We start from the raw sequence: 24,280 nt of genomic DNA on the forward strand, positions 1-24,280 counted from the left end.
CGATCTCAAAAAATGTTTCGAGATCGGGTTTGAAACATATATTTAGTCAAGGATTTCAGTTACCTGACCGGCACCTACTGTTCTACCACCCTCACGGATAGCGAAACGAAGGCCTTTCTCCATGGCTACCGCGTTGATCAGGGTTACTTCGATAGTGATGTTATCTCCTGGCATAACCATCTCTACGCCTTCTGGCAGCATGATCTCACCAGTAACGTCTGTGGTTCTGAAGTAGAACTGTGGACGGTACTTGTTGAAGAATGGAGTGTGACGGCCACCTTCTTCTTTTGACAGTACGTAAACCTCTGCTTTGAACTTAGTGTGAGGCTTCACTGAACCTGGCTTACAGATTACCATACCACGACGGATATCAGTTTTCTCGATACCACGCAGCAACAGACCTACGTTGTCACCAGCTTCACCTCTGTCAAGGATCTTGCGGAACATCTCCACACCAGTAACTGTAGACTTCAGGTTCTCAGCACCCATACCCAGGATCTCTACTGGATCACCAGAGTTGATTACACCACGCTCGATACGACCAGTAGCAACAGTACCACGACCAGTGATTGAGAACACGTCCTCTACTGGCATCAGGAACGGAAGGTCTACCAGACGCTCTGGAAGTGGAATCCAAGAGTCAACAGCTGCCATCAGTTCTTCGATAGTAGCAACCCACTTCGGATCACCGTTCAGGCCACCAAGAGCTGAACCCTGGATAACCGGAATGTTATCGCCATCGAACTCATAGAATGAAAGCAGTTCGCGGATTTCCATTTCAACCAGCTCAAGAAGCTCTGGGTCATCCACCATGTCCACTTTGTTCATGAACACTACCAGCTGAGGTACACCTACCTGACGGGCAAGAAGGATGTGCTCACGAGTCTGTGGCATTGGACCATCAGTAGCAGCAACCACCAGGATAGCGCCGTCCATCTGGGCAGCACCAGTAACCATGTTCTTTACGTAGTCAGCGTGACCTGGGCAGTCAACGTGTGCGTAGTGACGGTTCTCAGTAGCGTACTCTACGTGCGATGTATTGATTGTAATACCTCTTTCTTTTTCTTCAGGAGCGTTGTCAATTGAAGAGAAGTCACGCAGTGCAGCAAGACCTTTGTTAGCCAACACAGTTGTGATAGCGGCAGTCAAAGTAGTTTTGCCGTGGTCAACGTGACCAATAGTACCGATATTTACGTGCGGTTTGGAACGGTCAAATGTTTCTTTAGCCATTGTATGATATTAAATTAAGGTTAAAACGTTTAAGTTTATGTCGCGCTTTTAAATATACACGTAACGGACTGTGAGCCAACGATGGGAATTGAACCCACGACCCCTTCCTTACCAAGGAAGTACTCTACCCCTGAGCTACGTCGGCTTTTAAAGCTGCCAGAAAACCACATCCCTATTTACACTAAAAAGGAAGCTCATCTGCATGAATTTCCTTCTCCAGTCCTTTGAGTAAATATATTTCCTGACTTCTTAAGAGAGCGGGAGACGAGGGTCGAACTCGCGGCCTATAGCTTGGAAGGCTATCGCTCTACCAACTGAGCTACTCCCGCTTACTTTATACTATAATTTTGAATGATTTAAATTTGACTGAATTTCTCATTCATTCATTCAAAACTAATCTGTGGGGAGAGCAGGATTCGAACCTGCGAAGTCGTAAGACAACGGAGTTACAGTCCGTCCCATTTGGCCGCTCTGGAATCTCCCCGAAGCTAATTTTACATTATATCAGCAGAACTTTTCCTTAGACTTTCCCGGCTTAAAGCGCGTTCTTTGTTCTAAGGAGATGCAAAATTAAGCCCTTTTTGTTTCAAGTCAAATATTCGCGCAAAAAATTGTTGTTTTTTTTTCTACTGCCTTACTCGCCGTACATATCCAGCAGCCGCTCATCCTTCTCGCCTGCCTTTATCTCCTGCAGAAGCGCCTGCACCTCCGGCTTTTCCGACATCACCATAAGTGCCTGATAGGCAGCTGCCCGCACATAGTATAAGTTGTGGTTTTTGGCATAGTCTGCCAGCAGGGCTATCGCTTCCGGTGTATTGGTCTGGCTGTTGGCAGCCAGGTAGGCGCCGAAGCTTTGAAGCAGATAATAGAGGTCGCCGTTATTCGCAGCGCGCAGTTTTCTTACGAACCAATCATACTTTTCGGGCCCTGCCTGCACTGCGTACATGGTAGCAAGCGCCAACGACACCTCTTCATTCTCTTCATCCTCGAACTTAGCCAGCTGCTGCATGGTGTCTGCTGCCCCGGTGCCGGCATAGGCAAGTATGGCGGCTGCAGAAGCCTGGTAGGAACTATCCTGCATCGCTTGTTTAAACAGCTGTTGATGCTTATTGCCGTTCCAGGCTGCCAGGGCGAGCAAGGCGTCGGCACGGACAGAGCCTTTTGCATCCTGCGTGGCCATTTTCACCACCATGGGTTCTATTTTAGCCACCTGGCCTTCTTTCAGGCCGCTCAGGACACTGAGCGCGGCACTCCGTACTGCCCAGAAGTTGTCCTGTAGGCCTCGGCGGTACATCTCCTGCACCTGAGGCCGCGCCGCCTGCTCCTGCAGCTCAGCCATAGACTCCAACTTTAGCGCCAGTTGACCCGAGTTGCTGAACTGAAACAGCAGCTCATCCTCAGTTTTCTCATGGGTTACCTCTGCCAACAGCTGCTGCTCGGCATCAAACACCACCAACTGCGGCTTCTGCGCCACATCAAAAGTAAACACCTCCTCTGCCTGATCCACTACGATCGGGAAGAGCTGCTCTTTACCGCCGGTCCATACTGCCACTTGCAGCGGCAAGCGGTAGATAGGCATATAGGTTGTGTCCTGCACCTGCCGCACGTGCAGTTGTAGCTGGCCTTTGTCATAGCTCTGCGTTACCGTTAACTCCGGGTGGCCCGGCTTCATAAACCACTGGTCGAAGAACCACATCAGGTCTTTGCCCGTCACGTCCTCAAAGGCCATGCGCAGCTCCGCCACCTCTACATCCGAGAACTTGTTGCGCGTTAAGTACAGGTTCAGGGATGCCCACCAGGCCTCGTCGCCTACCAGTGTGCGTAGCATGTGCAGCACGCGGCCCCCCTTGGCATAGGAGTGGCTGTCGAACATCTCTTCCTTGTCATTATAGTAATACCTGATAAGCGGCTCCCGCTTTGTCTGCGCCTCGCTCATGTACTGCCCCATTTCATCCAGTTGCAGGTAGGCTGCCTCGTCGGCGCCATACTTGTGCTCGGCCCACAGGTATTCCGAGTAGTTGGCAAAGGACTCGTTCAGGGGAAGGTTAGCCCACGACTCGGTAGTTACGTAGTCGCCGAACCACTGGTGAAACAGCTCGTGTGCGATGATCCCGTCCCAGCTTTTGTCCAGCAGCTCCCGCTCGTTCAGCTGCAGGTCCTCCATAAACGTAGAGGCTGAGGTATTCTCCATGGCACCTGAAACGAAATCGCGCACCACCACCTGCGCATACTTCGCCCACGGGTACTTTACGCCAAGCTTCTGCGAGAAAAACTCCAGCATTTCCGGGGTGTTGCCAAAAATCTTCTTCGCCGTTGCCTCATACTCCGGCTCCACATAATAATCCACATCCATATCATGCCACTGGTCTTTTACCACGGCAAACTTGCCGATGGCCATCATGGCCAGGTATGGCGCGTGGGGCAGCTCCTGCTTCCAGTAGTCGGTTTTGGTGCCGTCCGCGTTTTGCCGCGAGTACATAAAGGTGCCGTTAGACAGGGTTGTAAACTCAGGTTTTACGGTGATGTAAATGTCCTGCGTCATGCGCTCGTTCGGCGTATCAAGGGTTGGGAACCAGGCAGAGCTGGCCTCGGTTTCGCCCTGTGTCCAGATCTGCTGCGGCTTGTTCGGGTCTGTGCCCAAAGGGTTGATAAAGTACAGGCCTTTATCTTCGGTGATGGCGTCGGAGCCGCCGGCCTCCAGCTCATTGGGCTTGGCCGTATAGTCTATCTCTAGTTTATACTCTTCCTCGCGGGTATACTCCCGGCCCAGGTCAATAGAAAGCTTCTGCCCGTCATACTCGTAATGCAGCGGGGTTGCCTCATAGCCGTTCATCAGGTGCACGCTGTGGATATCCATCCCTTTGGCATCCAGCACCAGCTGCCGCTGCGGGTAGAAGTATGGCTTCAGGGTAAGCTCGGCCAGGCCGTTCAGGTACTGCTTCTCCCAATCAAAGCTAACGCGCAGGGTGGTGTGCAGCAGGTCGTGCGCCTTGGTGCGGGACGGGTTAAACGCATACTTCTTGGGCGCCCACACTGGCTCTGAAGTCTCGCTGGGCGCCTCTTCCTGGCTTATCTCCGGCAAAGGCGCATCCGGGCCGTTTGTATCTGAAACAGGCTTGCTTGTTTTGCAACCAACTGTTAAGGCCATGGAAGCGGCGAGGGCAACGGTACTCAGAAACCTATGATTCATACTTGGGAAGTTTTAATTTTGAGGTGAAGTTCTAAAAATACTCTGAGAAAACACTAACTTTAAGGTCGAAACCACACGAAAAGAAGATGCTCCAGGTAAAAACCGGTAACGGCAAAACATGGCAGGTTGATATCCAGAAAGAGACAATACTTCTCAATGATACCCCATTTAACTGGGACGTCTCTCCTATCGGCCCCAATACCTTTCATATCATTAAGGATGCGCGCTCCTTTACAGCAGAGGTTGTCTCAGCCAATTATCAGGAGAAAACCTTTACTTTCAAGATCAATGGCGCCACCCAAACCGTTAGTGTAAAAGACCGCTTCGATTTGCTGCTGGACAAGCTGGGCATGAGCAACGCCAACGCCCACAAGATAAACGAAGTGAAAGCGCCCATGCCTGGCCTTATACTTGATGTGAAGGTGCAGCCAGGGCAGGAGGTGAAAAAAGGCGACCCAATCATGATCCTGGAGGCCATGAAGATGGAGAACATCCTGAAGTCGCCGGGCGACGGTGTGGTGAAGGAGATAAAGGTGCAGGAGAGGCAGAACGTGGAGAAAAACCAGGTACTGATCCTGTTCCAGTAACTTTATGTTTGCGTAAGCGGCTGCCACGGTGGCCGCTTTGTTGTGTAAAAAGAATTCATAACCTATACAGATAGTTTACCGTGAAGTATAAACGAATTTTGCTGAAGCTGAGTGGCGAGGCACTGATGGGCGAACAGCAGTATGGCATTGACTCTAACAGACTGCTGCAGTATGCCAAAGAGATTAAGGAAGTAGCCGAACTAGGTGTAGAAGTGGCCGTGGTGATTGGCGGAGGCAATATCTTCAGGGGCGTGCAGGCCGAGCAGGTGGGCCTGGACCGTGTGCAGGGCGACTATATGGGTATGCTGGCCACGGTTATCAACAGCATGGCCTTGCAGAGTGCCCTGGAGAAGCTGGGCGTATACACGCGCCTTTTGTCTGGCATCAACATTCAGCAGGTATGCGAGCCATACATCCGCCGCCGTGCGGTGCGCCACCTCGAGAAAGGCCGCGTGGTTATTTTCGGAGCCGGCACCGGCAACCCATACTTCACCACCGACTCGGCGGCATCGCTGAGAGCCATCGAGATTGAGGCGGACGTGGTGCTGAAAGGTACCCGCGTGGATGGTATTTACTCTGCCGACCCGGAGAAAGACCCTGATGCCGTGTTCTACAGAAATATCTCGTTTAAGGATGTGTTTGAGAAGGGCCTGAACGTAATGGACATGACTGCCTTTACGTTGTGCAAGGAAAATGGTCTGCCGATCATCGTGTTTGACATGAACACGGCCGGCAACCTGAAGCGCCTGGTGCAGGGCGAGGAAGTAGGCACGCTGGTAAGTATGGAGGACCTAGGCGAAACGCTGAAGAACACCGTAGACCAGATGCAGCAGGGCTCTAAAAACTGATAAAATAATTATTTACTATTTTTGACCAGAAAATTTTCAGAACTCAATAAGTAAACCGATATGACGGAAGAAATTCAGTTTTACCTAAGCGAGGCAGAAGAGTCTATGCAGAAGGCGGTGCAGCACACCGGCAACGAGCTGTCTAAGATCAGAGCCGGTAAGGCTTCCCCTGCCATGATCGAGCACCTGCGTGTTGATTACTACGGCAACCCAACGCCGCTCTCACAGGTTGCGAACATTGCCACCCCGGATGCGCGCACCCTGCTGATCAAGCCTTGGGAAAAGAACATGCTGGGCGAGATTAACAAAGCCATCAAGAACAGCGACCTGGGCCTGAACCCACAGCAAGAGGCAGACGCCGTGCGCCTGAACATCCCGGCCCTGACAGAGGAGCGCCGCCGCGACCTGGTAAAGCAGGTAAAAGCCGAGACAGAAAACGGCAAGGTAGCCATCCGCAACATCCGTAAGGACGTGAACGACTCGCTGAAGAAACTGCAGAAGGAAGGAACTTCGGAGGATGCCGTACGCGACGCTGAGGCCAAAGTACAGAAACTGACAGACGCACACATCGTGAAGATGGACGAGCTGCTGGCCAAGAAAGAAGGCGAGATCATGACGATCTAAGTTCGTATCTCGTAGCAAGACACACGATAAAAGAAAAGCCCTTCGGTCGAGATCGAAGGGCTTTTCTTTTATACTTTAAGGCAGGCTCGTGATACGTGTGCGTGACACTTTACACACGACGAACTACTTGTACAGCTTGTGTACGCTTATGTACTCGGCCACCTCGTCGGGCACCAGGTACTTTATACTTTTCTCCTCGCGGATGCACTGCCGGATAAACGTGGCTGAAATGTCAAGTATGGGCGCTTTCACGAACGTAACACCTGGCATGTCCGGCAGCTCGGTAGTAACGGAGCCGGTGCGCGGGTATACGTATACTTTGTGGTACGCCAGGATGCTTTCGTAGTTCTTCCACTTCGGGAACAGCGGCAGGTTGTCCTCTCCCATGATCAAAACAAACTCGTAGCTCGGGTACTTCTCCTGCAGGTACGTGAGCGTATCGATGGTATAGCTTGGCTTGGGCATGCTGAACTCGATGTTCGACACGCCCAGGTTCGGGTTATCCGCTATCGCCAGGCTCACCATTTGCAGCCGGTCGAACTCGTGCAGCAGCGTGTTGCTGGGCTTAAACGGGTTCTGCGGCGACACCACCAGCCACACCGTGTCCAGATCGGTGTTGGTGGCCATGAAGTTGGCAAGTATCAGGTGCCCGATATGGATGGGGTTAAAGGAGCCGAACAGCAGCCCTACCTTCATACGATCGCGGGTTCTGACTTCAGGAAATCGCTTACCAGTTTCTCGGCTTCGGCACAGGCGCGGTCCAGGTCGTCGTTCACAATCACCTTGTCAAACTGATCCTCAAAGCCCATCTCAAACTTAGCCTTGAAAACGCGGCTGCTGATGCTGGAGGCCGAGTCGGTGTTGCGGGCGGTCAGGCGCTTGGCCAGTTCCTCTATACTTGGCGGCTTTACGAAAACGGCCAGCGCTCTTTCTTTGTAAAAATGCTTTATACTTAATCCTCCTTTTACGTCAACGTCCAGTATCACATGCTTGCCACTCTTCCAGATACGCTCTATCTCAGACTTTAGGGTGCCGTAAAAAGCGCCTTCATATACTTCCTCCCACTCCACAAACTCATCTGCGGCGATCTTCTTTTTGAAATCCTCTGGGGTGATGAAGTAATAGTCTTTGCCGTTTTCCTCGGTGCGGCCGCGCTTATCGCGGGTGCAGGCCGAGATGGAGAAGCTCAGGCTAGGGTTTACGCTGAGCAGGTGCTTTACAATAGTGGTTTTGCCGGCGCCGGACGGGGCCGAAAAGATAATAATCTTGCCTTGCATTAGGGGTTATAACGTTTCTTGAATCCTCGCTTTAATTGACTGTACCAGGCTTTGTGGTACAATCACGCGCTTCAGGTGGCCAGATACCAGCCCTTTCAAGAGCTTTTGCTTCTGATGGTTCTCAAAGCAGCTGACGCACTCCTCGATGTGGTGGTTAAAGAATGTCTGCTCCTCAGTGGAGGCTTCCCCGTCAATCATCAGGTCCAGCATGCCGGACACTTTCTCGCAATTTGCCTCCCTCGCCTCATCAGGTGCTTTAGGATACGCTTCTGTAAATTTTGATTCCATCTTTGCTCAAACTCTTTAAGTAACTTGTCTAACTGTTATAGCCCATGCTTTTCGCATACTTTTCCAACTTCTCTTTCAAAGAGTTCCGGGCCCTGTGCAGCCTAGAGCGGACGGTGCCGATCGGGATGTCCAGGATCTTGGCCATTTCCTCGTACGTAAAACCCTCCAGGTCGCAAAGTATGATCACGGTCCTGAAGTCTACAGGGAGTGCGTTCAGGGCACTGGCCACCTCGTCGCCGATCAGGTCCTGCACGCTTTCGGTACGCATGTCGGTCGTGGAGGCCACGCCGCTCTCGCCTTCTACGTCGTCGGAGTTGTAGTAGCCCTCCACTTCGCTGTAATCTACTTTGGCGGGCTGCTTGCTCTTTTTCCGGAACTCGTTAATGAATGAGTTCTTCAGGATTCGGAACAGCCATGCTTTTGCATTAGTTCCTTGCTCGAAATAGTCGAAAAAGCGATAAGCCTTCAGATAAGTCTCCTGCACCAGATCGTTGGCGTCGTCTTCGTCTAAGGTGAGCCTGTAGGCAAAATTGTACAGAGGGTCGAGCACGGGCAGCAACTCGGCCTCAAACCGTGCGTCTTTTTCCTCCTTACTTAGTTGTTTACCTGTTTGATCGCTCATCTACTTATAGGATTTGTACTTTGGTGAAGCCCTCCATCGCGCGTTAAGCGCAAATATAGGAATTTTAATTACATACCTTGCTTATGGCTTCAGGGTTGCACTTTAGGCACCTGTCCCAAGGCCGTCTCATTTAAAGCCAATTAGCCTACTTATGGCATTGCCACATGTTTAGGACTTTTACGGCAAACTCAGGCAGCAGGGTAATAAATTGCCCCGCGTAAGTATAAAATACACGCTCCCCAGCCTTGCTCCTGGATATAAAACCTGCCTCACCTGCCATACTTTTACAGGCCCGTTTACACCGTAGCTAAAAAAAACGGGCCTACGCCGTTGGTTGTAGACTTTCACCCGCTTAAAAAGCAGCTTCACAGGGAAAATATTTCACATCGCCATAAAATTGCAACCCTTTGGCTACTACCTTTTGCCTGCCGCTGCGTATGCACTTATACTTTAACCTTTTTTGCTTTGGATATTGCAAAGACAAAGAAGCCAGATACAGCCTGATAATGTACGTTGCACGCGCCGTTTATACTCTACTTTTGCTCTGGGCCACTACGGCGGCCTTTGGGCAGCAGCATAATATCCGGAGTTGGACGCTGGAGCAGGGCCTGCCACAGTCGCAGGTAATGGCGATTGAGCAGGACAGCCAGGGCTACCTTTGGCTGGCCACCCGCGCCGGGCTCAGCCGCTTCAACGGCATCGACTTTGAGACCTATACGAAAGACACCGGCCTTCCGAGCCATAACATCTCCACGCTCTTTGAAGACAGCCGCCACCGCCTCTGGATCGGCACCTCAGACGCAGGGCTGGTACAGTTCAACGGGGCCTCCTTTACGCAGATCGGCGAGCAGCAGGGGCTGCGGGCGCAGGCCATCAGAGCTATTGCCGAAGGGCGGGCGAAGCAACTATGGCTGGCAGCGGAAAACGGCGTATATAACTTAAAAGGCGACCGCGCCGCAAAGTATGCGCCCCTGCCCGCTCTCAGCTACACAGCCATTGCCTTCGCGCCATCCGGAGACCTGTGGGCAGGCACCCAGGACAGCGGCTTATACTGTGTTTCCGGCACAAAAGTACTCCACTTTACCGCCCAAAACAGCGCTTTGCCCCACAACAGCATCACAGCCCTTAGTGTAGATCAAGACGGGGAAGTATGGATAGGCACCGCACAGGGTATGGCGCGTGCCCGCCGCACAGGCCTTTCAGAACAGCACCTTCCGGGGCAGCTTGACAACAGCTACGTCACCAGCTTTACCCACGACAGCTACGGCAACCTGTGGGTGGGCCTGCAGCGCGACGGCCTGCTCAAGTATGCCGAAGGCACGTTTACCCACCTCACCCGCCGCAATGGCCTCCGCACCAGCCGCATCACAGCCCTTGCCACCGACTCAGAAGGCAATGTATGGATCGGCACCAACGGCTATGGCTTGCACGAGTACAGGGCGCCCTGGTTTCTGCATTTCTTTGAGTTTGGCGGGATCTCGGAGCCACGGGTGACGGCAGTAGGCCGCGATAGCGATGGCACCGTGTGGTTTGGCACGGACGAGGGGGAGCTGGCGCAGCTATTGCCCCAGGGGCCGCAGTGGCGACCTTCGGTACCCTGGCCGCGCGGCGCTACGCTCTACAGCTTTTTGCCGGTGGGCAAAGACATGTGGGTAAGCAGCAGCAACGGCATCTGGCGGCTCAGCGACAATGGCGCCAAACGCTACGCATCCCAGCAAGGCCTTCCTTCTCATGATGTGTATAAGGGAGTGGCTGACGCTGAAGGAAATTTATACTTTGCCACGGCGGGCGGGGTAGTGCAGCTGCAGCAGGACTCTCTACATGTGCTTCCGGGGCCTAGCGCCAACATCAGGGCCAACACCATTTTCCGCGACAGCAAAGGCAGGCTGTGGGCCGGCACCGACCAGGGCGTGTTTCTGGTGCAGCAGGGGCAGCTGGTAGTTCCGCCACGGCTCCAGGATGTGGCCCTGCGCGAAGTCCGTTCTATAACAGAAGACAAAACAGGCACTTTATACTTTGCCGCCTTTAACACGGGCCTGGTGATGCTACAGCCCGATAGGGTAAAAGTGTTTACCTCTGCCGAAGGGCTCCCTAACGAAGCAGTGAAAAGCATTTTAGCCGATAGCGCCGATAACCTATGGATTGCCACCAACCGCGACGTGCTGAAGGTAAAGCTGCCGCTGCTGCGCCAGCAGGGCAAGTTTGTTTACCGCACCTATACCAGCCTGAGCGGTTTCAGAGGTTTGGAAGTATGCGACAATGCCCTGCTGCAGCACCAGGACGGCAGCATGCTCTTCGGCACGACCAAAGGCCTCTCGCAGTACCTGCCCAAACTGGACCGCCAAAACAAAGAGTACCCGAGCCTGGTGCTGATGGACGTAATGCTGCACTCCAACTTTACGGACTGGAAGGCGCTTGGCCAGAAAGTGGACAGCACCACGGGTTTGCCGCTGAACCTGCGGCTGCCCCACACCCAAAACCATCTCTCTTTCAACTTTCATGGCATTTGCCTGTCTGGACCTGAGCAGGTAAAGTATAAATACAGGCTGCTGGGCTACGACTCGGCCTGGTCGCAGGAGACGAAGCGCTCGTTTACCACCTACGCCAACCTCTCGCCGGGCACTTATACGTTTGAGCTGCTGGCCTGCAACAACGATGGCTTCTGGACACCTAAGCCCCTGACCTACACGTTTGCTATTGTGCCCCCGATCTGGCGCCGCGAGTGGTTTGTAGGCGTGCTGCTGCTGGTGATGGCCGGCGCAGTGCTGAGCGTGGTGCGGTTGCGGGAGCGCAGCCTGATAAAGATGAACTCCCTGCTGGAGCTGAAGGTGGACCACCGCACGCGCCTGCTGGAGCGCCAGAACCGCGAAAAGGAAATTCTCTTGCAGGAGATCCATCACCGGGTTAAAAACAACCTCCAGATCGTGATCAGTATGCTGAACCTGCAGGCCCGCCACGTGCAGGACCCTGAGGCGCAGGAGGTGATGCAGGCCCTGCGCAGCCGCGTGCGCTCCATGTCGCTGCTGCACGAGCGCCTCTACCGCCACAACGACCTGGAACAGATTAACCTGGAGGAGTATTTTCTGGAAATATGCGAAAGCCTTTACGCCTCTTATGGCGTAAGCATGGATAGAGTGGCGCTGGAGCTGGACATTCCTTATACCAAAGTAGACATTGACGAAGCCATTACGCTGGGCCTGATTGTAAACGAGCTTGTATCCAATACCTTAAAGTATGCTTTCCCGAAGGAGGCCCCAGGGCTGCTGCGCATTGAGCTGGTAAAGCACGACGAGGTGCAGTACACGCTGACCGTGAGCGACAACGGGCGCGGCTTGCCGGACGATTTCTTTACGAAGCAACAGAAAGGGCAGTCGTTTGGCTTAAAGCTCGTGCAGTCGCTTAGCCGTAAGCTGGAAGGCAATATCAGCTTCTATAACAATCATGGCACAAAATCAATATTATATTTTGTTTTACCAACATAATTTTTTTTATCACGTATGAACCTAATGCTATGACAAAACCGAGAATCCTTATATCTGAAGATGAAGTCATTATCGCGGAAGACCTTGCGGCTAGCCTGGAAGATTTAGGTTATGAGACGTGCGCCATAGACTCAGGGGAGGACACGCTTGACATGATTCGGGAGACGCAGCCTGACCTGGTGCTGCTGGACATCAACCTGAAAGGCGACGCTGACGGGGTTGACATAGGCTTGCGCATACGTGAAGAGTTTGGCATTCCGTTTATCTACCTGACCGCCTACGCCGACACCGCCACCATAGACCGCGCCAAGAAAACAGAGCCAGACGGGTTTCTGGTAAAGCCCTATGACGAGAAGAGCCTGCGCTCGGCTATAGAGATCGCCCTGTATAAGCACGACAGCAAGGACAGCAAACCCACAAACGGCTCCGATCCGAAGGAGAAAGACGTTGCCGCGGATTATATCTTCGTGAAGGTAAAGCACCGCATTATAAAGGTGCACTACAGCAACATACTTTGGGTGGAGGCCTACGACAACTATTCCTTCATCGTAACCGCCGACCAGAAGTACCTGGTAAGCTCGACCCTGAAAGACATGGAGCATAAGCTGCCGTCGCAGAGTTTTGTGCGGGTGCACCGCTCCTACATCGCTAATCTGGATAAGATTGAGGCCCTGGAGGAAAACTCCGTGGTGTTCTCCAAAGGCGAGATCCCGATCGGCAAGTCGTATAAAAAGGCTTTGATGTCGCGCTTCAACATTATATGAAGTATAAAAACTGCCTCACCCGCAAACATTCATCAGCTACTACTGAAAAGAAAAAGGCCGACGCTTTGCAGCGCCGGCCTCTCTTTTATCAACAGTTCATACTTAGTATCTGTAGTACTCTGGCTTGTAAGGTCCTTCAACCTCCACGCCAATGTAGCTTGCCTGGCCAGGCGTAAGCTCATCCAGCTCCACCCCGATTTTACCCAGGTGCAGGCGGGCCACTTTCTCATCCAGGTGCTTCGGCAAAGTATAAACTTTGTTCTCGTACGCATCGGCATTCGTCCACAGCTCCAGCTGCGCCAGCGTTTGGTTAGAGAAGGAGTTCGACATCACAAACGATGGGTGACCGGTAGCGCAGCCCAGGTTCACCAGGCGGCCTTCCGCCAGCACGATGATATCGTTGCCGTCGATATTGTAGAGGTCAACCTGCGGCTTGATCACGTCTTTGGTGTTGCCGTAAGTCTTGTTCAGCCAGGCCATGTCGATTTCGTTGTCGAAGTGGCCGATGTTACACACAATGGTCTTGTCCTTCATCAGGCGGAACTCGCGCTCACCGATGATGTCGCGGTTACCGGTTGCGGTTACCACGATGTCAGCCTCTTTCACGGCATCCACCATGCGCTTCACGGCGAAACCATCCATAGCGGCCTGCAGCGCGCAAATCGGGTCGATCTCCGTTACAATAACACGGGCGCCTGCACCTCTGAGCGAAGCGGCAGAACCTTTACCCACATCACCGTAACCAGCCACTACAGCCACTTTTCCGGCCATCATCACATCGGTAGCACGGCGAATCGCATCTACCAAAGACTCCTTACAGCCATACTTGTTATCGAACTTAGACTTGGTAACCGAGTCGTTTACGTTGATGGCAGGCATTACAAGCGTACCATTCTTCATGCGCTCGTACAGGCGGTGCACACCCGTGGTAGTCTCCTCTGACAGACCTTTGATACCTGATGCAAGCTCAGGATACTTGTCGAACACCATGTTGGTCAGGTCACCCCCGTCGTCCAGGATCATGTTCAGCGGCTTGCGGTCTTCGCCGAAGAACAGCGTCTGCTCAATGCACCAGTCAAATTCCTCAGCGGTCATGCCTTTCCAGGCGTAAACCGAAATACCGGCAGCGGCGATGGCAGCGGCGGCGTGGTCCTGCGTCGAGAAGATGTTGCAGGAAGACCAGGTTACCTCTGCACCCAGTTCCACCAGCGTCTCGATCAGCACAGCCGTCTGGATTGTCATGTGCAGACAGCCGGCGATGCGTGCACCAGCCAGCGGCTTGCTCGGGCCATATTCCTCACGGATAGCCATCAAACCAGGCATCTCGGCCTCAGCCAATCTAATCTCCTTGCGGCCCCACTCGGCCAGCGATATATCTCTTACTTTGTACTTCAGATATGTCTCTACCATTTTTCTCGTTTTTTCAAATAAAACACAAATTTACGCAAATTGTTGCAGACCGTCAACAATGTTGCTTTACTAAGGTGCCATAAAGCAACATCGCCTGCCATACTTTGGCAGGCGATGTAATCATCAGGAAGCTAAATGGTTATCCCTAATTAGTTGTTCACAATCACTTCGGCACCCAGCGTGTTCATGTTGTCGGTGGGCGGGTTGAGGAAGCCTTTGGCAAACACGGTGTAAATTTTGCCAGGCTGCAGGTCAAGGGTAGCGGTTACAGCGGCTACGTCAGTGCCAACCGGCTGCACTTCCACGGTATAGCTTCCGGCCGCTACCGGGGTAAAGGCAGTTGCTTCCTTAAACTCGATGTCGGTGAACAGCTCCGGTCCACCCTGCACTACTACATCCACATCCGGCGCATCCGGCGACAGGTGCACAAAGCGCACATGGGCCTGGCCGCTGGCAGGCATGATCAAGTCGTCTTCCAGTACCACGGGTGTGATATCGCTCAGCATGTCAGCCGCAAACACGGTATAGCTCATATCCTTCTCCAGGTCCACGTCTGCGTTGATAACAGGGCTGCCCACACCGGCACCTGCGGCAGTTACCTTAAAGTTGCGCTCACCGGCCTCTACATCCAGGTAGCCGGTGTTGTCAGGGTAGTTCAGCGCGGCACTGTTCACTTTGGTATTGTCTACATAAAGGTCTACGCCCGGAGCGTCAGGGGAGGCATGCACCACCATCACACTTGCCTGGTCCACCACCAGGTCCATGTCATCGTCGTCGTCGTCGCAGCTTGCCAGAAACAACGTCGGCACCACGGCCAGCATCATCAGTTTCATCCACTTCTTCATAATTTTCAGCTTTTGGTTTTAGTATAATTTGTTTCCTTTCAACATCTAACTGCCATAGGTGCATTTTGTTTAAAGTATTTTTAAAAAAGTTAAACAAAATATTTTACCAAGCCACTCCTTCCTATTTCCATATCTTTGCACAAAGCCATTACCGCCCTACTATGCGCCAGTTTACCCCGCAGGAACAGGAGTTTATACTTAGCCACCAGCACGACGACGTGGCCCAGCTGATGTTGCAGGCCAGCCGCTACCCCGAGCTGCCGGTGCAGGAGCTGGTGCAGCAGATAAAGGCGCGGCAGAAGGCGGCCCAAAAGCTGCCGACCTGGGTGCAGCACCCGCAGGCGGTGTTCCCGGTGGCGCTGTCGGTGGAGCAGAGCTCCTCGGAAGAAACGGCCGCTTACAAAGCCAGCCTGGTTAGCGGCAAGCTGCTGGTTGACCTGACAGGCGGTTTTGGCGTGGATACCTACTACTTTGCCCGCAGCTTTGCGCAGGTGACCCACGTGGAACAGAACCCGGAGCTGCAGGAGGTGGCCAAGTATAACTTCGGGCTTTTGGGCGCCACGAACATCCAAAGTTTAAAATCTACTGCTGAGGACTTTTTACATACTTTTGAGGGCAAAGCCGATGTTTTATACTTAGACCCGGCCCGCCGCGGCACCCGCGACCAAAAGCTGCACCTGCTGCAGGACTGTGAGCCGGACGTGCTGCACCTGCTGCCGCTGCTCTTCCAAAAGGCAGACGCCATACTTCTGAAAACCTCCCCGATGCTGGATATTGAGCAGGCCCTGCAGGAGCTGGCGCAGGTAGCCCATGTGTGGGTAGTGGCGCTGCAGAACGAGGTAAAGGAGGTGTTATACTTGCTGCAGCCCGCTGCCCCCGCCCCCGCCGACGTGCCCCGCACCGCCGTTAACCTGCTTCCGAAATCTGAGCCGCAGCTGCTTACCTTTACCCGCGCCCAGGAAGAAGCCGCCGCGCCCGTTTTCGCCGACCCGCAGGAATTTGTATATGAGCCGAACGCCGCCATACTGAAAGCCGGCGCTTACCGCTACCTGGGCCAGCACCTGCACCTGGGTAAACTGCACCCCAACAGCCACCTGTATACTTCCTCCAAACTGCTCCCCCTCTTCCCGGGCCGGGGCTTCCGATGCCTTGGCGTCAGCCGCTACAACAAAAAAGAACTGCTGAAGCATCTGCCGCAGAAAAAAGCCAACATCACCGTGCGCAACTTCCCGGAGTCGGTGGCCGAGATCCGCAAGAAAACCGGGATTAGAGAAGGCGGCCATACTTACTTATTCTTCACGACAGATATGCACCAGAAGCCTGTGGTACTGATCTGTGAGAAAGCATAGCCTACCCAACAAGCCCGCTATACGTCCGTACAAAGTATAAACGCCGCGCCGCAAGTATGGCCGGTTTATACTTTACCATAAACACACGAGCTATGAAACAGAACAAAGCTAGCGACCAGCAGAAAAACCGCATGAAGCAGGACGTGAACGAGACATCGCGCACCATGAAACCCGGAAAATCGATAAAAGAAGGTAGCACAAGCTCGCAGAACAGCGCCACCTCCCCCACCGCCACGGGCGGGGTCACCAATATCCGCTCCGGAAAAGACGTGGAGGAAAGCAGCGACAAGAAGTACTAAGGGCACAGCAGCCCAACAAGCACGGGTCGTAGCCGTACACTGCTAAACGGCCTGGCACGCCGAGGCCGCATGTTTCACCAAAAACCTATGAAGACGGATGAAAGATCAAAAAAACAGAAGCTGGGAATTCCATGGCTTCGCAAGTAACCCTGCAAAATCGTTTGAGGCTGGAAAGAAAGGAAACCGTTTGGCCATTGAGAACTCGCTTAGGAACAGCAACAACAATGCTAACAACCCAACGGCTGAGAACCGCACCGCCTCTAAAACAAGCAACCAGAACAAGCCAACGCAAGGCAAAGGCTGGCAAAGCGTAAAAGCCGGCACTAACGAAGCTGGCAAAAAAGACCAGGGCTCCTCCGAAGAGTAGGCCATCCATTTAACCTATGAAAACCATGAAAGATCAAGAAAAACCATGAAAGATCAAGATAAAAAACAGCAGGGCCTGACAGACAAGAGCAAGTCGGGCAAGAAAGACATCAGCAACAGCCTGGAGCAAGACGCGACAGACACGCGCAAAACCGGAAGAACGCCGCAGGCCCGCACAGACAACGAGCTGGACCGCGAAAGCAAGAAAAGGTAAAGCCCTGAGCTGATCGTACTATCAAACAGCCACAGCACCCGATGCTGTGGCTGTTTTGCGTTACATATCTGCGTAAATCTTAGTATCTTGCTTTAGACATACTTTTTGCCTGCAACTATGAAAAACGTACTCTCCGCCTTGTTTCTGATGCTTTGTACTTTGGCTGCCTCGGCCCAGGCCCCGGCCAAAAAAACGGTTAGCTTTCTGCTACACGCGCCCGGCCTGCCCGACTCGGCACAGGTATATATTACCGGCAATGCCCCGGAGTTGGGAAGCTGGAACCCTGGCAAGGTGAAGATGGAGCGCCTGGAGGATGATAGCTGGCAAAAAGAAATCGTGCTGCACGAGCCGATGCTGCTGGAGTACAAGTATACCCTGGGCAGTTGGGAGCGGGAGGCCGCCGACAGCACCGGAAAGCCGCTCAGCAATTTTACCGTGAACGTGGAAAGCACCCTGCAGGTAAAAAACCTGGTAACGAACTGGCGCAGCGGCGGCACTAAGAAAACTGCGGCAGGAGGCGTAACGGGCCAGTTGGTATACCATGAGCAGCTGGGCAAAGGCACTGTCATACCGGCCCGCGACCTGGTGGTGTGGCTGCCGCCAAGCTATGCCCAGGACAAGAAAAAACACTACCCGGTGCTCTACCTGCACGATGGCCAAAACCTCTTCGACCCCAACACCAGCTCTTTTGGCGTGGATTGGCGCGTGGACGAAACCGCTGACAGCCTCATCCGGGCCGGCGCCATGCAGCCCATCATTATTGTGGGCATCAACAACACCGAAGACCGCATGCAGGAGTATGTGCCCGGCGAGAAAGGCACCGCCTACATGGATTTTGTGGTGAACACGGTAAAACCCTTTATCGACAGCACGTACCGCACCAAACCCGCTGCAAAGTATACCTCAACCGGCGGCTCCTCGGCGGGCGGCACCATCTCCTTTATGCTGGCCTGGCAGCACCCGGATGTTTTCTCCAAAGCCATCTGCATGTCGCCGGCCTTTAAGATACAGGACATCGACTATGTGGACGACGTGCTGACCTACAAAGGCAGGAAGAAGCCGCTATACTTCTACATTGACAACGGCGGCGTGGAACTGGAGCAGCAGCTGCAGCCGGGCATAGACGAGATGCTGCAGGCCCTGCGGCAGAAAGGCTACCGCGAAGGCAAAGACTATAGGTGGGTAAAGGACGAGAAGGCGAAGCACTTTGAATCGGCGTGGGGCAAGCGCATGCCGCAGGCGCTGCAACTGCTGTACCCGGCCAAGTAGCCTACGCGTATCACCTGAACAAGAAGCAAACCCTTAGCTCCAGGCTATTTGCCCGGTGGATTTTTATAGTTACATTGCTCTTTCCTCCAACCCGAAAAAACGCCTGATGTTACGTAGATGATCGAAATAAAGTACCTGTACGAAGTACCACAGCATTTTGAGGCCGTAGCCGACTGGATTTACCGGCAGTGGTGGCAGAAGCCCGGCAATACCAATGAGGTGGTAAAAGCGCCCTTGCGCGAGCACTTGCTTCAGCAGGATTTGCCCGCGGCATTGGTAGCCCTTGACGGGGAACGGCCGGTAGGCTCTGTGCTGGTAATAGAAAGCGACGGCGTAGATGCGCTGCCTGACCTGAGGCCCTGGCTGGCTGCGCTGTATGTGCTGCCGGAGTATAGGGGGCAAGGCGTGGGCAAGCTGCTGGTACAGGCCCTGGAGCAGCACGCCCGGAAAGCCGGTTTCCCGGACCTGTACCTGGTGGCTACGGATAGGGTAAGCTTCTACCGGGAGTTGGGCTGGCGTGTGTACACCAAACTGGTAGGCAAAAACGGCATCACTATTATGCACAAGCGTATAGCCCTTTCAGCTTCTTAAGGGCTAAATACAGTGAGTTAAGACATGCGCCAAATGCTGCCCTGCAAATATTACTTGTAGTTCTTCGTATACTTCAGTCGTACCTGGTTTAAATGTTAGCTATATATGCTTCAGAGGATACTGCAAACAGATAGAGCGAAAACCACCATTCTGATCCGCTTGATGGTAGGAGCCGTGTTTCTGTCGGAGGGGATACAGAAATACCTGTTCCCGGATACCCGCGGGGCGGGGCGGTTCGAGAAGATTGGTTTGCCTTCCCCAGAGTTTCTGGCCGACTTTGTAGGTGCTTTTGAGGCAAATTGCGCCGTGCTCATCTTATTTGGCTTTCTTACCCGGCTGGCCAGCGTTCCGCTTATCATCATCATGCTGGTTGCCCTATATACTACCAAACTGGATATACTTTACAAAGATGGCCTTTGGGAAATGCTGCATGCCAGCCGCACAGACTGGGCCATGCTGCTGGGCAGCCTTTTTTTGCTGATAAAAGGCGGCGGCTATTGGTCGGTGGATAAAAAACTGACGAATGGAGCCTAAGCAAGGAGAGCTTCAGGAAGTAGGCAAGCTCTTCCTGAAGCTGGGTACCATCGCCTTCGGAGGGCCGGCCGCGCACATTGCCATGATGGAGAACGAAGTGGTGAAAAAGCGGCAGTGGATGACACACCAGCACTTCCTGGACCTGGTAGGCGCCACCAATCTTATTCCCGGCCCCAACTCCACCGAAATGACCATGCACTGCGGCCACGAGCGGGCAGGCTGGAAAGGCTTGGTGATGGCAGGCGCGGCCTTTATACTTCCGGCAGTGCTTATTACCATGCTGTTTGCCTGGCTCTACAGCAAGTACGGGCAGCTGCCCGAGGTGGAACCTTACATCTACGGCATCAAGCCTGCGGTTATCGCCATTATACTTTCCGCCCTCATCAGCCTTGGCCAGAAAGCCCTGAAAAGTATAGAACTCTGGGTTTTGGGTATCTTAACAGCGGCAGCCGCCCTACTTGGCGTGAACGAGATACTGGCGCTTTTCGGCTGTGGCCTTGCCGGGCTGCTGCTATACTTTATCAGGAGCCGAGCTGCGACAGCAAACGGTTTCACTCCATTTATACTTTTGCAGGCAATTATACTTTCGGTCCAAAGCAGCAACCTGAAGGTCTGGCTCATTTTCCTGAAAGTCGGAGCGTTGCTGTATGGCAGCGGCTATGTGCTGTTTGCTTTTTTGGATGCCGAGCTGGTAAGCAAAGGCCTGCTGACACGGCAGGAGTTGATCGATGCCGTGGCGGTGGGGCAGTTTACGCCGGGGCCGGTGCTCTCCACCGCCACCTTCATCGGCTGGCAACTCAACGGCTTCTGGGGTGCCGTGGCGGCAACAGTTGGCATCTTCCTGCCTTCCTTTGTTTTTGTTGCGATCCTCAACCCGCTCATCCCCAAACTCCGCAAGTCCAAAGCCATGTCTGCCTTTCTGGATGCTGTGAATGTGGCCGCCGTAGCCGTTATACTTGCCGTGGCCATTGAGATGAGCCGCGACACCCTCACCGACTGGCGCACCATCCTTATTGCCATCCTCAGCTTTGCCGCCGTATTTGTTTTTAAAAAGCTAAACAGCGCTTTTATCGTAATCGGCGGGGCTATCCTGGGGTGTTTACTGGCGTTGGTGTAGGTTAAGCAGGTCCAACCACCCCTAGCCCTCCTTGTCTAAGGAGGGGAGCCTGTAATTACTTTTGCTAAAGTATAGGTTTCATGGTTGCTGGTGTAGCACGACAGGTCTCGCCCAAGGCTTACAAGTGTAAACCCACCCCTGCCCCTCCCAAGAGGGGAATTCTCACCCCACCCTCCCCTTTATCGAGGGCCCCTACCCCCAGGACGAGGCCTCCCGGCCTTGGAAGGAGCCATGTATGAGGTGGAGCTTTAGGTTCGTAAGACTGAGGATCAGCAAGAACTAGAAAGGATAGCTTGCCTCCAGTTCCAACAAGCGGGAGCTAAAGTATAAAGGCACAAGCGGACGCTTGCGCCAGCGTAGGGTATAGCAGCAGCTAAAGTATGAAAGAACAAGCTAAACGACTTACTTCTTCCTACTCACCCACCTGTTCCCCTTCACCCAGAAGCGCCAGGGCAGCAGGGCATCTTCTCCGGCATAGTCTATGCCAATGCGGGGGCCGGTGGCTATTCTTTCCTCGGGCAGCACAACGCCTTTATCCTCTATCCATACTGTGTCGCCGGTCAGGTCGGCGCCGTAGAGCTTTTTGTCGATACCCAGGGCAATGCTGAGGACACCCGGCCCGGCGGTGAGGTTCGGTTTTATACTTTGAAAACCGCGCCGCAGCAGCATCTCCTCCACCCCCACCTCCGGCGCAATGGCCCGCACCAGCACGGCGTCGGCCCTGTCTTGTTCGTTGGTGATGATGTTGAAGAGATGGTACATGCCGTACACCAGGTATACATAGGCTACGCCGCCTTCGCTGTACATGATCTCGGTACGCGCGGTGCGGCGGTTGAGGTGGGCGTGGCAGGCGCGGTCGTTCTCGCCGGAGTAAGCCTCTGTCTCCACGATCATCCCTCCGGTCAGCATGCCATCCACACAGGTAAACAAATACTTACCCAGCAGCTCCTGCGCCAGCTGCACCACATCGGGTCGGGTATAAAATTCCTTTGGAAGCTTCAAGTTTTAATGACTAGTGAATAATGAGTAATGAATAATTGCATTACGATAGTTGCGCGCGCTTCAGCTATAATTCAAATTCTTCTCTACCCATCAATGATTAATCATTCATCATTATTGATTATCCATTCCCAAATATTCCCTACCTTTGCCTTCAGATTGGTGGCTGTAAGATTATCGTTTTATGGCCTTAAAAGGGAAGCAGGTGTGAGTCCTGCGCTGTTCCCGCAACTGTCATCTTCTAAAAAGGGTTAGCCAACACCTTAGCCACTGTGCCGCACGCTGCATGGGAAGGCGCGCTAACTGAAGAGAGCCAGGAGACCTGCCAGTCCGACACACGAATTGTCGTATGCTTTCGGGTAAAAAGCTGCACGGCCACCGCTATACTTTTCTGCGATCGCTGTTCCTGCCCTCTTTGCCCAATTGCATGCTTCGGGATGTAAGCAACACTTGTATTGGCAAAATTTTCTTTTCTGAACGTATGGCTTTGCGCCTGCCTGGGCTGCATCTGCACTACCGCTATAGCGCAGCAGGACACGACGCAGCACCAGTTGCGCACTGTAGAGGTGTTCGGCAGGCCCGCCGAAGTATACGCCGCCGGCAGCCGCGTGGCGCAGGTGGATAGCGCTTTCCTGAGCACCTACAGCTCTGGCAATCTGGCCGAGGCGCTGCAGGCCCGCACGCCGTTATACTTTAAGAGCTATGGCGCCAGCGGCAGCTCCACGGTAGCTTTCCGGGGCACCAACGCCTCACAGACCGCCGTCCTCTGGAACGGCCTCCACATCACGCCCGCCACGTTGGGCCAGGCTGATTTCTCTACTTTACCCCTGAGCGGCATCGGTGAGGTGGCCCTGCAGTACGGCTCGGCGGCAGCAAACTATGGCAGCGGGGCTGTAGGCGGGGCTGTTTTGCTCAACTCGCCCAAGTATAAAACAGATGGTTTTGGAGGGGATGTAAAACTGGAGGCAGGCAGCTTTGGCCGGTACTTTGGCAGCGGCAGCGCGGGCTACAGGGGCAAAAATCTTAGCTATGGCCTGAGCCTCTACAAGCATCAGGCAGAAAACGATTTCAAGTATAAAGACCTGAGCCGCTTCGGAACGCCGGAAGTGCGGCTGCAGCATGCGCAGGTACAGCAGCACGGTTTTACACAGGATCTGAACTGGCAAATCTCGCCCAAAACAAAGCTGGCCCTGCATGGCTGGTATACTTTCTCGGACCGCGAGTTGCCGCCCGCCATGGGCTCATCAGACACGGAAGCGAAGCAAAAAGACAAGAACCTGCGCCTGATGGCGGAGCTGCAGCACCAAAGCCAGCTGGGGCAGACAAGTATAAAAGCGGCTTGGTTCAACGACCTCCTGCATTACACCGACCTTAGCAACGATTCTGAATCCGAAGTTAACACCGACCAGCTACAGGCGGAGCAGACCTATACCTCTGGCGAGCGCTGGAGCCTACGCGGCGGCCTGAACCTGCAGCGTTTTGCGGCAACGAACGATGGCTACCACGGCCGAAAAGATGAGAACCGCGCCTCCCTGTTCGCGCTTTTCCGCTACGACCCGGTGCAGCCGCTGCAGCTTTCGCTGAACCTGCGGCAGGCGCTGGTAGAGGGCTACGACCCGCCGCTCACCCCGGCACTGGGCTTTAACTGGAAGTTCTTCAATAGCAACCGGCATCAAATCTCTCTGAAAGGCAATGCCAGCGGCAGCTACCGCGTGCCCACCCTCAACGACCGCTTCTGGGTAGGCGCCGGCAACCCGGACCTGCGGCCCGAGCACGGCTGGAACTACGAGCTGGGCCTGCGCCACGTGCTGGTGCAGGGCAACGCCTTCCTGCTGGAAACCGAGGCTACCGGTTACTTTATAGAGATTGACGATTGGATACAATGGTCGCCGAACCGTACCGGCCTCTGGCGGCCTACTAACCTGCAAAAGGTAGAGAGCAAGGGGCTGGAGCTGAGCACCACCGCCACGGTTACCTTAGGCAAGTTAAAGCTCAACAGCACCGCCGGCTATACTTATACTTTGTCGGAGCAGGTGGAGGTGTACGAGGGCAGCGGAAGCGATGTGGGCAGGCAGCTGATGTACGTGCCGCGCCACAAGGCCATCCTTACGGCTGAGGCAAACTATAAAAGCTGGAGCCTGCTGGGCAACCTGAACTACACCGGCCTGCGCTATACCTCCAACTCCGAAACAAGCCATCTGGATGATTTTACACTTCTGAACCTGGCCCTGAGCCGAAAGCTGCAGCTGGGGCCAAACACGCTCCTGCTCACGCTCCTCTCTGATAACATAACCAACACCGCCTATCAGACCATGGCTTACCGGCCCATGCCGCCGCGCGGCTATACGTTTAGCTTACGCTTTAGCATTCCATAA

23 protein-coding genes, 3 tRNA genes and 1 riboswitch are annotated in these 24,280 nt (G+C 53.8%); of the genes, 14 read left to right on the forward strand and 12 right to left on the reverse strand.

Features of this window, described 5'->3' with window-relative positions; translation table 11 throughout:
* Positions 1-42: 42 nt before the first annotated feature.
* From tuf to FJM65_RS07395, 5 genes are all read right to left on the reverse strand, one after another.
* On the reverse strand, positions 43-1,230 hold the full coding sequence (gene tuf, locus FJM65_RS07375; RefSeq protein WP_140620861.1) for an elongation factor Tu: 1,188 nt from the start codon (positions 1,228-1,230) through the stop codon (positions 43-45).
* Between the two features lie 73 nt (positions 1,231-1,303).
* Positions 1,304-1,375 (reverse strand) — tRNA-Thr (locus tag FJM65_RS07380).
* Between the two features lie 111 nt (positions 1,376-1,486).
* A tRNA-Gly gene (locus tag FJM65_RS07385) sits at positions 1,487-1,559 on the reverse strand.
* A 72-nt stretch (positions 1,560-1,631) separates the two neighbouring features.
* Positions 1,632-1,714 (reverse strand) — tRNA-Tyr (locus FJM65_RS07390).
* 150 nt (positions 1,715-1,864) lie between these two features.
* Positions 1,865-4,420 carry a M1 family metallopeptidase gene (locus tag FJM65_RS07395; RefSeq protein WP_140620862.1) on the reverse strand — a complete coding sequence of 852 codons (2,556 nt, stop codon included), beginning with the start codon at positions 4,418-4,420 and terminating at the stop codon, positions 1,865-1,867.
* An 86-nt stretch (positions 4,421-4,506) separates the two neighbouring features.
* Between FJM65_RS07395 and FJM65_RS07400 the strand changes: the two genes are divergently transcribed.
* From FJM65_RS07400 to frr, 3 genes are all read left to right on the forward strand, one after another.
* Positions 4,507-5,007, forward strand: a complete 501-nt coding sequence (locus FJM65_RS07400) for an acetyl-CoA carboxylase biotin carboxyl carrier protein subunit (protein WP_140620863.1) — start codon at positions 4,507-4,509, stop codon at positions 5,005-5,007.
* An 80-nt stretch (positions 5,008-5,087) separates the two neighbouring features.
* Positions 5,088-5,855, forward strand: a complete 768-nt coding sequence (pyrH, locus tag FJM65_RS07405; RefSeq protein ID WP_140620864.1) for a UMP kinase — start codon at positions 5,088-5,090, stop codon at positions 5,853-5,855.
* Positions 5,856-5,915: 60 nt separating this feature from the next.
* On the forward strand, positions 5,916-6,479 hold the full coding sequence (gene frr / locus FJM65_RS07410) for a ribosome recycling factor (RefSeq protein ID WP_140620865.1): 564 nt from the start codon (positions 5,916-5,918) through the stop codon (positions 6,477-6,479).
* 123 nt (positions 6,480-6,602) lie between these two features.
* Here the strand turns inward: frr and nadD are convergent, their stop codons facing one another.
* The 4 genes from nadD to FJM65_RS07430 are packed head-to-tail and all read right to left on the reverse strand — an operon-like array spanning position 6,603 to position 8,666.
* Positions 6,603-7,175: a nicotinate (nicotinamide) nucleotide adenylyltransferase gene (gene nadD / locus FJM65_RS07415; protein WP_140620866.1), complete on the reverse strand. Its 573-nt coding sequence runs from the start codon at positions 7,173-7,175 to the stop codon at positions 6,603-6,605.
* A complete protein-coding gene (gene gmk / locus FJM65_RS07420) occupies positions 7,172-7,756 on the reverse strand; it encodes a guanylate kinase (protein WP_140620867.1) in 585 nt (194 codons plus the stop codon). Before gmk ends, nadD begins: the two co-directional genes overlap by 4 nt.
* Before the next feature lie 6 nt (positions 7,757-7,762).
* Positions 7,763-8,044, reverse strand: coding sequence for an anti-sigma factor family protein (locus tag FJM65_RS07425; RefSeq protein WP_140620868.1), 282 nt, complete (start codon positions 8,042-8,044; stop codon positions 7,763-7,765).
* A gap of 28 nt (positions 8,045-8,072) precedes the next feature.
* Entirely contained in the window at positions 8,073-8,666 is a 594-nt protein-coding gene (locus FJM65_RS07430; RefSeq protein WP_140620869.1) for a sigma-70 family RNA polymerase sigma factor, read from the reverse strand.
* Between the two features lie 506 nt (positions 8,667-9,172).
* Between FJM65_RS07430 and FJM65_RS07435 the strand changes: the two genes are divergently transcribed.
* Together FJM65_RS07435 and FJM65_RS07440 are read left to right on the forward strand one after the other, a co-directional pair.
* A complete protein-coding gene (locus tag FJM65_RS07435) occupies positions 9,173-12,148 on the forward strand; it encodes a ligand-binding sensor domain-containing protein (protein WP_181163663.1) in 2,976 nt (991 codons plus the stop codon).
* A gap of 29 nt (positions 12,149-12,177) precedes the next feature.
* Positions 12,178-12,912, forward strand: a complete 735-nt coding sequence (locus FJM65_RS07440; protein ID WP_140620871.1) for a LytR/AlgR family response regulator transcription factor — start codon at positions 12,178-12,180, stop codon at positions 12,910-12,912.
* A gap of 102 nt (positions 12,913-13,014) precedes the next feature.
* On the opposite strand, the gene ahcY is transcribed toward FJM65_RS07440, so the two are convergent.
* Positions 13,015-14,322 (reverse strand): adenosylhomocysteinase, encoded by a 1,308-nt coding sequence (gene ahcY, locus FJM65_RS07445; RefSeq protein WP_140620872.1) that lies wholly within the window; start codon positions 14,320-14,322, stop codon positions 13,015-13,017.
* 149 nt (positions 14,323-14,471) lie between these two features.
* Complete coding sequence (locus FJM65_RS07450; RefSeq protein ID WP_140620873.1) at positions 14,472-15,167, reverse strand: DUF4397 domain-containing protein; 696 nt, start codon at positions 15,165-15,167, stop codon at positions 14,472-14,474.
* A gap of 161 nt (positions 15,168-15,328) precedes the next feature.
* On the opposite strand from FJM65_RS07450, the gene FJM65_RS07455 reads away from it, so the two are divergent.
* The 8 genes from FJM65_RS07455 (at position 15,329) to chrA (ending at position 20,906) form a co-directional block, all read left to right on the forward strand.
* Complete coding sequence (locus FJM65_RS07455) at positions 15,329-16,516, forward strand: THUMP-like domain-containing protein (RefSeq protein ID WP_140620874.1); 1,188 nt, start codon at positions 15,329-15,331, stop codon at positions 16,514-16,516.
* A gap of 92 nt (positions 16,517-16,608) precedes the next feature.
* On the forward strand, positions 16,609-16,815 hold the full coding sequence (locus FJM65_RS07460) for a hypothetical protein (protein WP_140620875.1): 207 nt from the start codon (positions 16,609-16,611) through the stop codon (positions 16,813-16,815).
* Between the two features lie 97 nt (positions 16,816-16,912).
* Complete coding sequence (locus FJM65_RS07465) at positions 16,913-17,182, forward strand: hypothetical protein (RefSeq protein WP_140620876.1); 270 nt, start codon at positions 16,913-16,915, stop codon at positions 17,180-17,182.
* A 45-nt stretch (positions 17,183-17,227) separates the two neighbouring features.
* Positions 17,228-17,395 carry a hypothetical protein gene (locus FJM65_RS21195; protein ID WP_181163664.1) on the forward strand — a complete coding sequence of 56 codons (168 nt, stop codon included), beginning with the start codon at positions 17,228-17,230 and terminating at the stop codon, positions 17,393-17,395.
* 117 nt (positions 17,396-17,512) lie between these two features.
* Complete coding sequence (locus FJM65_RS07470; protein WP_140620877.1) at positions 17,513-18,664, forward strand: alpha/beta hydrolase-fold protein; 1,152 nt, start codon at positions 17,513-17,515, stop codon at positions 18,662-18,664.
* A gap of 117 nt (positions 18,665-18,781) precedes the next feature.
* A complete protein-coding gene (locus FJM65_RS07475; RefSeq protein ID WP_140620878.1) occupies positions 18,782-19,255 on the forward strand; it encodes a GNAT family N-acetyltransferase in 474 nt (157 codons plus the stop codon).
* 105 nt (positions 19,256-19,360) lie between these two features.
* The gene (locus tag FJM65_RS07480; RefSeq protein ID WP_140620879.1) at positions 19,361-19,789 is read left to right on the forward strand and encodes a DoxX family protein; all 429 of its coding nucleotides are present in this window, start codon (positions 19,361-19,363) and stop codon (positions 19,787-19,789) included.
* Positions 19,779-20,906 (forward strand): chromate efflux transporter, encoded by a 1,128-nt coding sequence (gene chrA, locus FJM65_RS07485; RefSeq protein ID WP_140620880.1) that lies wholly within the window; start codon positions 19,779-19,781, stop codon positions 20,904-20,906. Before FJM65_RS07480 ends, chrA begins: the two co-directional genes overlap by 11 nt.
* 402 nt (positions 20,907-21,308) lie before the next feature.
* Here chrA and FJM65_RS07490 read toward each other — a convergent pair whose 3' ends face one another.
* Positions 21,309-21,908, reverse strand: a complete 600-nt coding sequence (locus FJM65_RS07490; RefSeq protein ID WP_140620881.1) for a DNA-3-methyladenine glycosylase — start codon at positions 21,906-21,908, stop codon at positions 21,309-21,311.
* A gap of 140 nt (positions 21,909-22,048) precedes the next feature.
* A riboswitch (cobalamin riboswitch) is annotated at positions 22,049-22,249 on the forward strand.
* Positions 22,250-22,360: 111 nt separating this feature from the next.
* Between FJM65_RS07490 and FJM65_RS07495 the strand changes: the two genes are divergently transcribed.
* On the forward strand, positions 22,361-24,280 hold the full coding sequence (locus tag FJM65_RS07495; protein ID WP_140620882.1) for a TonB-dependent receptor plug domain-containing protein: 1,920 nt from the start codon (positions 22,361-22,363) through the stop codon (positions 24,278-24,280).

This window comes from Pontibacter mangrovi (genome assembly GCF_006385705.1).
GTDB classification, from domain to species: Bacteria; Bacteroidota; Bacteroidia; order Cytophagales; family Hymenobacteraceae; genus Pontibacter; species Pontibacter mangrovi.

Excerpts from the sequence above, each read along its gene's own strand:
- ahcY (WP_140620872.1), bottom strand. The coding sequence starts at position 14,322 with ATGGTAGAGACATATCTGAAGTACAAAGTAAGAGATATATCGCTGGCC.
- FJM65_RS07480 (WP_140620879.1), top strand. The coding sequence starts at position 19,361 with ATGCTTCAGAGGATACTGCAAACAGATAGAGCGAAAACCACCATTCTG.
- FJM65_RS07470 (WP_140620877.1), top strand. The coding sequence starts at position 17,513 with ATGAAAAACGTACTCTCCGCCTTGTTTCTGATGCTTTGTACTTTGGCT.
- FJM65_RS07460 (WP_140620875.1), top strand. The coding sequence starts at position 16,609 with ATGAAACAGAACAAAGCTAGCGACCAGCAGAAAAACCGCATGAAGCAG.
- FJM65_RS21195 (WP_181163664.1), top strand. The coding sequence starts at position 17,228 with ATGAAAGATCAAGATAAAAAACAGCAGGGCCTGACAGACAAGAGCAAG.
- gmk (WP_140620867.1), bottom strand. The coding sequence starts at position 7,756 with ATGCAAGGCAAGATTATTATCTTTTCGGCCCCGTCCGGCGCCGGCAAA.
- chrA (WP_140620880.1), top strand. The coding sequence starts at position 19,779 with ATGGAGCCTAAGCAAGGAGAGCTTCAGGAAGTAGGCAAGCTCTTCCTG.
- FJM65_RS07440 (WP_140620871.1), top strand. The coding sequence starts at position 12,178 with ATGACAAAACCGAGAATCCTTATATCTGAAGATGAAGTCATTATCGCG.
- FJM65_RS07435 (WP_181163663.1), top strand. The coding sequence starts at position 9,173 with ATGTACGTTGCACGCGCCGTTTATACTCTACTTTTGCTCTGGGCCACT.
- FJM65_RS07430 (WP_140620869.1), bottom strand. The coding sequence starts at position 8,666 with ATGAGCGATCAAACAGGTAAACAACTAAGTAAGGAGGAAAAAGACGCA.
- FJM65_RS07450 (WP_140620873.1), bottom strand. The coding sequence starts at position 15,167 with ATGAAGAAGTGGATGAAACTGATGATGCTGGCCGTGGTGCCGACGTTG.
- FJM65_RS07455 (WP_140620874.1), top strand. The coding sequence starts at position 15,329 with ATGCGCCAGTTTACCCCGCAGGAACAGGAGTTTATACTTAGCCACCAG.
- frr (WP_140620865.1), top strand. The coding sequence starts at position 5,916 with ATGACGGAAGAAATTCAGTTTTACCTAAGCGAGGCAGAAGAGTCTATG.
- tuf (WP_140620861.1), bottom strand. The coding sequence starts at position 1,230 with ATGGCTAAAGAAACATTTGACCGTTCCAAACCGCACGTAAATATCGGT.
- FJM65_RS07465 (WP_140620876.1), top strand. The coding sequence starts at position 16,913 with ATGAAAGATCAAAAAAACAGAAGCTGGGAATTCCATGGCTTCGCAAGT.
- FJM65_RS07475 (WP_140620878.1), top strand. The coding sequence starts at position 18,782 with ATGATCGAAATAAAGTACCTGTACGAAGTACCACAGCATTTTGAGGCC.
- FJM65_RS07395 (WP_140620862.1), bottom strand. The coding sequence starts at position 4,420 with ATGAATCATAGGTTTCTGAGTACCGTTGCCCTCGCCGCTTCCATGGCC.
- FJM65_RS07425 (WP_140620868.1), bottom strand. The coding sequence starts at position 8,044 with ATGGAATCAAAATTTACAGAAGCGTATCCTAAAGCACCTGATGAGGCG.
- FJM65_RS07400 (WP_140620863.1), top strand. The coding sequence starts at position 4,507 with ATGCTCCAGGTAAAAACCGGTAACGGCAAAACATGGCAGGTTGATATC.
- nadD (WP_140620866.1), bottom strand. The coding sequence starts at position 7,175 with ATGAAGGTAGGGCTGCTGTTCGGCTCCTTTAACCCCATCCATATCGGG.